The following is a 6516-nucleotide window of genomic DNA, read 5'->3' as shown; positions in this document are numbered from 1 at the left end:
GATGATTGCCGGACTTGAAGAAATTTCAAAGGGAGAACTGTACATCGATGATAAATTAGTGAATGATGTCCCGCCAAAAGATCGGGATATCGCGATGGTTTTCCAAAACTATGCATTATATCCGCATATGACGGTTTATGATAATATGGCATTCGGATTAAAACTGAGAAAAATGCCAAAAGATGAAATTGACAAACGGGTAAAAGATGCTGCAAATATTTTAGGACTTGAACAATATTTAGACCGGAAACCGAAAGCCTTATCCGGTGGTCAACGGCAACGGGTTGCTTTAGGACGTGCCATCGTTCGGGATGCAAAAGTATTCTTAATGGATGAGCCTTTATCAAACTTGGATGCAAAATTACGGGTACAAATGCGTGCGGAAATTGCCAAACTTCATCAACGCTTAAATACAACGACCATTTACGTAACCCATGACCAAACAGAAGCAATGACCATGGCTACTCGGATTGTTGTTATGAAAGATGGGGTTATTCAACAAGTCGGTTCACCAAAAGAAGTTTATGACAATCCGGAAAATGTTTTCGTTGGTGGATTCATCGGTTCACCGGCAATGAACTTCTTTAAAGCAAAAATTGAAGGTGAATATGTTGTACTTGATGAAAAAGTTCGTCTGAAAATCCCGGGCGGCAAGTTAAAATTATTAAAAGACAACGGCTACGTAGGAAAAGAAGTAATCTTCGGTATTCGTCCGGAAGATATTCATGATGAACCGGTATTTATCGAGTCATTCCCTGATGATGTCATTGAAGTTAACATTGAAGTTGCCGAATTAACCGGTGCCGAATTAATGCTGTACTCTTCTCTTGCCGGACATGATTTCGTCGCACGGATTGATGCACGTAACCAAATAAAAGCCGGAGACAAAGTAAAATTAGGCCTAGATTTAAACAAAGCGCACTTCTTTGATACAGAAACTGAATTGCGGATTAAATAATCTAAGCATCGTACATGATGGGGTTATCCCTGTAAACACATTTATAAAAAACTCGGATCCCCAAGTTTTTTTATCCGTCTTTGACAGTACAAATGATAAAAACTCCTTGAAAACAGTGTCAGATCCAGGTTTTCAAGGAGTTTATTATTTTTTGACATGTAGATATGCATAAAGTCTATTTACAACCTATATAAAGTAAGGACACGATTTGATATGGAGTAAACACATGTTAAACTTTTTGTGGTCGAGACACGTTTTGTTTTACTGCCGACCGCAATACTTAATATTTTTGTTACGGCTACCTGAGGTCTTTTCTAAAAATGTCCAGTTAAAAGCTACTGTCTCGAATAATCAAATTAGTCGCTATAAAAACTTTTTTAGGAATAGTTCTTCCCTCGATTCTTTCCACTAACAAGTCTACTGCAGTCTCGCCCATTAATTCCGTATGCACTTTTACCGTTGACAAGGATGGATAGACATATTTTGAAACGCTGATATCATTCAATCCAATTATGTTTACCTCTTCAGGAACGTGGATATTTTCCTCGTTTAAAGCCTGAAGACAGCCAATTGCAATTTGATCATTACCGGCAAAAAAAGCGGTAGGTAAATTATTTCCATGGTCATGTATCGCTTGTTTCATTAAGCGATAACCATCTTTGACTGTAAAATTGCCGATGTACACAGCGGATTCATTAAACTGACCGTGATCAGACAAATACTGACGGAATGTCTTTTCTCTTAAGTCGAGAATATTGTCCGACTGATCACGATATGTTTCTCTGCCACCGATATATCCGATTGATTTATGACCTTTCGCAAGTAAATAATCAATCACACTTTTTGTTGCCCGTTCAAAATCGACGACTACGGAATCGAAGCGATCATCATCGGGACTGCAATCGACAAAAATAATATTATCCGTAATATTCATCAATTTCTCCGCCTGAGCCGTACTAAATTTACCGACAGCAATAATTCCGCGAACATCACCAAATTCCTGTAAATCCTCGTAGCTACTATAAAAATATTTTACAGCACTAATGTTTCGCTGTTGACATCGGTCCGTAATTCCTATACTAATTGACAAATAATAAAGATCTTCTAACTCTTCCTCTTCTGTATACCAGCTAATGATTGCAATCTTTGTTGGAATATTTGTCTTTCTTACTGATTTTTTCTTATACGACAGTGATTCAGCAATCTCAAAAATCCGTTTTCTTGTTTCATCTGTGACAGAAAGAGTTTGATCATAATTAAGAACTCTTGAAACCGTTGCAATAGAAACACCAGCCTTTTCCGCAATATCCTTAATTGTTGCCATCTACTATTTCCCTCCTTTCTTCCCTTCAAGTTTTCTGAATCGTTTTCCGCCTGATTTCTTCACTGATCCTGCAGCAATCTTCATGTTAAGCCTGCTCCACGCCAAATGAATAAACGGTTTTCAACTCATAAGTTTCCCCTTTGTCTAAAACAATTGAAGGAAAATGTGGGTGGTGGATGGCATCAGGTAATCCTTGGGTTTCCAGACAAAGGCCTAAATATTTTCTTGCTTGAACGCCTTCCTGTATTGTAAAATCTCCTTGAAGTTGATTACTAGAATACAATACTACACATGGTTGATTCGTCTCAACTGTCAAGGTTCGACCACTTACCGATTCCTTTAAGAAAATCTCCCGGTTATGATTTTCTGTAAAAATAAACGGGTGATCATAACCATTCCCAACTAATATGTTTTGCGGATGGTTTGAGTGGACACCATCGATTATCTTCCGGCCCTGTCTAAAATCAAATACTGTATTTTCAACATTTATTATGTTACCCGTTGGCAAAAGTTCCTTGTCCAATTCAAGGAAACGGTCACATTTCAATGTCAGTTCATGATTTAAAATATCATCCTTCACTTGACCGGTTAAATTAAAATACGAATGATTGGTCACATTTAATATTGTCTTTTGGTCAGTTGTTGCATGGCAAGTAAATATCCATTGGTTATCATTTGTCAATAAATAAGTAACCGTTAACTCAACATTTCCCGGGTAGCCTTCTTCTCCATTTTTACTAAAATAAGTAAATTTCATACCAACAGCATTTTTTTGTTCAATTGGTTCTGCCAGCCATACCCGTTCATGCAAACCTTTTACCCCGCCGTGTATATGATTATTTCCTTCTGTTTTCGGCAAAATATATTGCTTTCCATCTAGCTCAAATTCAGCATCTTTAATTCGACCGGCAACTCTGCCAACTACAGCACCAAAGTAGGTTTTGTGTTGAATATATTGGTCAACATTATTGAATCCCAAGACAACATTTTCGAATATACCATTTCGATCAGGAGCCAAAATTTCTGTAACAACACATCCGAAATTCGTACAAGATAATTTCATCCCACGATTATTTTCAAGGGTATAAAGATAAACTTTTTCTTCATCCACTATTCCAAACTCTTTTGTAGTTATATTCACAATCTCACACCACCTATATTTATTTTTGGGACAGCCCTTGTCAAAATGTGTTTAATAAAATAAATGGGCTTTCTTGTCAATAGTTCTTGCTTTCGTTCAACCTTTGCCAAAATGTTATTGTTCAATTTGATTCGACCTTTAATGCTTTTGTTCATCCTTTGTTAAATGATATTAAGTAATTTAATTGCCTCAACATTTCGTGCTTTACTCAGCCCTTTTTAAAATTTTATTATTCAATTTGATTGGCCTTCATTCGACATTTCGTGCATCCATTCAGCTTTTGTCAAAATGGTTTTTATTAAACTCATTTGTTCCAAGGAAGCTGCCCGCCATCCTACTTATTTAACGTTTCAATAAATCTTTGAAAAGCCGCTTTTCCTTTTGTATCTCTTTTAAATACACCGGCATCCATTAAAACTTGTAAAAACTTATTACCCACTTCAACTTTAACAATTTTTTCCACATTTTGTTCATTAATTTCTCCATCATATTTTTGTTTAAGCTGCTCCGCCCAAGGTAGATGGTAGTCAGCAATTTTATTTGGTTGATTGCACAAAAATTTTCCAACCTCTGCCAATTCATTTTTCAGACGTGCCGGCAACACCGCCAGACCCATCACTTCAATTAAACCGATATTCTCTTTCTTAATATGATGTACTTCTTTATGTGGATGAAAGATTCCTAGTGGATGTTCTTCACTCGTCCGATTATTTCTTAAAACAAGGTCCATTTCATATTGACCGTCACGGATTCTTGCAATCGGCGTGATCGTGTTATGTGGTGTGCTACCTGTAAAAGCAATAATTTCTGCAACCGGATCACTATATGTTTTCCACTTCTCCAAAATACGGTCAGACAACTCGATAATATCATCCTTTTTACTACTTCTCAAACGAATAACCGACATAGGCCATTTGAGAATCGAGCAAGTAACATTGGAAAAGCCTTGAACAGAAAAGGCATATTCTTCTTCAGCAACAGCCATGGGAAATTCATAGTGCCCACCCTGATAATGGTCATGGGAAAGAATAGAACCGCCGACAATAGGCAAATCCGCATTCGAACCAAGAAAATAATGTGGGAACCTTTCGACAAAGTCAAGCAATCTTCCAAAAGTTTCCCGGGAAATGAACATGTTTCGATGGGTTTTCGACAGCAAAATACAATGCTCATTGTAATATACATACGGAGAATATTGTAAATACCAATCCTCTCCGCGAATATTCATCCGGATCATACGGTGATTGGACCTTGCCGGATGCCCGATTCGCCCTGCATACCCTTCATTTTCAATACATAATAGACATGTAGGGTACCCGCCTTTTTTGGGAGCCGACCGCTCTTTGGCAATTTGTTTCGGATCTTTTTCCGGCTTAGACAAATTGATTGTAATATCCAAATTTCCATATTCAGTCGGAGCTTTGAATACAATATTTTTTTTGATTCGGTTCATTTGAATATAATTACTGTTTTTACTTAATTGGTAAAAATAATCCGTTGCTGCAACCGGTGAGTTCTCATATTTTTCATAAAAGCGTTGATTAACCACGGAAGGACTTGCAAGAAAACAATTCATGATTTTTGCAGAAAATATTTCTTTTGCATCCAAATAATCCTCTATGATTCCGTTTTTCACCGCATATTGAACAATTTTCTCCAACAATTCCGGAATAATGAGGTCCGGGTCAACCGGTACATCTTTTGGTAATTTCGAAGTATCTTGGACTTGAAAATCATCCAGATTCAGCAATGATAAAATTTGATTGCGGACGTAAATTTCGTCCATCGGGTCAATGATAGCCTGATGGATCGCTTCATTTATTAATTGTTGAATGGTTTGATCAATCATGAAAAACACCTTCAGTCTTCATATCCATTTGGATGATTGCTGTGCCAATTCCATGCGTCTTTAATGATCTGTTCAATATTTGTTTTCGCCGGATTCCAGCCTAATATGTTCTTTGCCTTTTCAGAAGAAGCGATAAGGACACTTGGATCCCCTGGACGTCTTTCTCCAATTTTTGCCGGAATTTCTTTACCGGTTACTTTGCGAGCCATGTCAATAATTTCTTTTACGGAAAAGCCTTGACTGCTGCCTAAATTGAAAACAGAACTTTCGCCTCCATTTTGCAAGTAGTTTAGCGCCAAAATATGTGCATCGATTAAATCTTCTACATGGATATAGTCACGGATACATGTTCCGTCTTTTGTTGGATAATCTTCACCAAAGACGGTTATATATTCACGTTTTCCTAATGCTGTTTCAAGTACAACCGGAATTAAGTGGGTTTCAGGATGATGATCTTCTCCAATTTCTCCTGTTCCACGAGCCCCCGCCACATTGAAATATCGTAAGGCGACATATTTTAAATCAAAGGCTTTTTCACACCAAGCCATCATTTTTTCCATGGTCAATTTTGTTTCTCCGTACGTATTTGTCGGAACAGTCGGCATATTTTCTGTAATCGGTACAGATTCCGGTTCTCCATAGGTCGCTGCAGTGGATGAGAAGACGATATGACGTACCCCTGCATTGCGCATCGCTTCCAGTAAAATTTGTGTTCCATATACATTGTTATCATAATATTTCAACGGATCAACCATTGATTCTCCAACGAGCGAGTTAGCGGCGAAATGGATAACCCCGTCGATTTGTTCATTATGAAACACATTATTCAAAAAGTCCCGATTGCGAATATCGCCTTCATAAAATGTTGCTTTCGGATGTACGGCCTTCTTGTGACCGGTTTGTAAATTATCGACAACAACCACTTCATAGCCACGGTCAATTAATTGATAAACAGCATGGGAGCCGATGTAGCCGGCACCGCCCAAAACTAAAATACTCATTCATATCACCCTCGTTTCATTTTACTTCTATTTTACTATATCAGATTCTCCAAGCACCAAGAAAATAAAAGAAGAATGTTTCAAAAGTCCGGAAAAAAGCTTACCTCTTTTTACGTATGAAAAACATACGCTCCGGCCTAAACTGTTTTGCATACCGACCAATCCAACAGGTTTCTCTTCGCCGGCGTGAAAAATATACGCTCCGGTACTAAGAAATACTTATTTTCCAAAAACTTCCTTTTG

At 37.6% G+C, this 6516-nt stretch carries 5 protein-coding genes; 1 reads left to right on the top strand and 4 read right to left on the bottom strand.

Features of this window, described 5'->3' with window-relative positions:
- A partial coding sequence (locus BT1A1_RS02505) for an ABC transporter ATP-binding protein (protein WP_034767762.1) occupies positions 1-958 on the top strand: 958 nt, incomplete at its 5' end.
- 328 nt (positions 959-1286) lie between these two features.
- Here BT1A1_RS02505 and BT1A1_RS02500 read toward each other — a convergent pair.
- The 4 genes from BT1A1_RS02500 to galE form a co-directional block, all read right to left on the bottom strand.
- Complete coding sequence (locus BT1A1_RS02500; RefSeq protein ID WP_034767761.1) at positions 1287-2282, bottom strand: LacI family DNA-binding transcriptional regulator; 996 nt, start codon at positions 2280-2282, stop codon at positions 1287-1289.
- Positions 2283-2367: 85 nt separating this feature from the next.
- Complete coding sequence (locus BT1A1_RS02495; protein ID WP_034767759.1) at positions 2368-3423, bottom strand: aldose epimerase family protein; 1056 nt, start codon at positions 3421-3423, stop codon at positions 2368-2370.
- A 334-nt stretch (positions 3424-3757) separates the two neighbouring features.
- Positions 3758-5272, bottom strand: a complete 1515-nt coding sequence (gene galT, locus BT1A1_RS02490; protein ID WP_034767757.1) for a UDP-glucose--hexose-1-phosphate uridylyltransferase — start codon at positions 5270-5272, stop codon at positions 3758-3760.
- Between the two features lie 11 nt (positions 5273-5283).
- The gene (galE, locus tag BT1A1_RS02485) at positions 5284-6273 is read right to left on the bottom strand and encodes a UDP-glucose 4-epimerase GalE (RefSeq protein WP_034767755.1); all 990 of its coding nucleotides are present in this window, start codon (positions 6271-6273) and stop codon (positions 5284-5286) included.
- Positions 6274-6516 lie beyond the last annotated feature (243 nt).

It is taken from the genome of Caldibacillus thermoamylovorans, assembly GCF_000751775.1.
In the GTDB taxonomy this organism is placed as follows: domain Bacteria; phylum Bacillota; class Bacilli; order Bacillales; family Caldibacillaceae; genus Caldifermentibacillus; species Caldifermentibacillus hisashii.
Note: the sequence above shows the minus strand (reverse complement) of the source record. Positions and strands in the feature narration are given on the sequence as shown.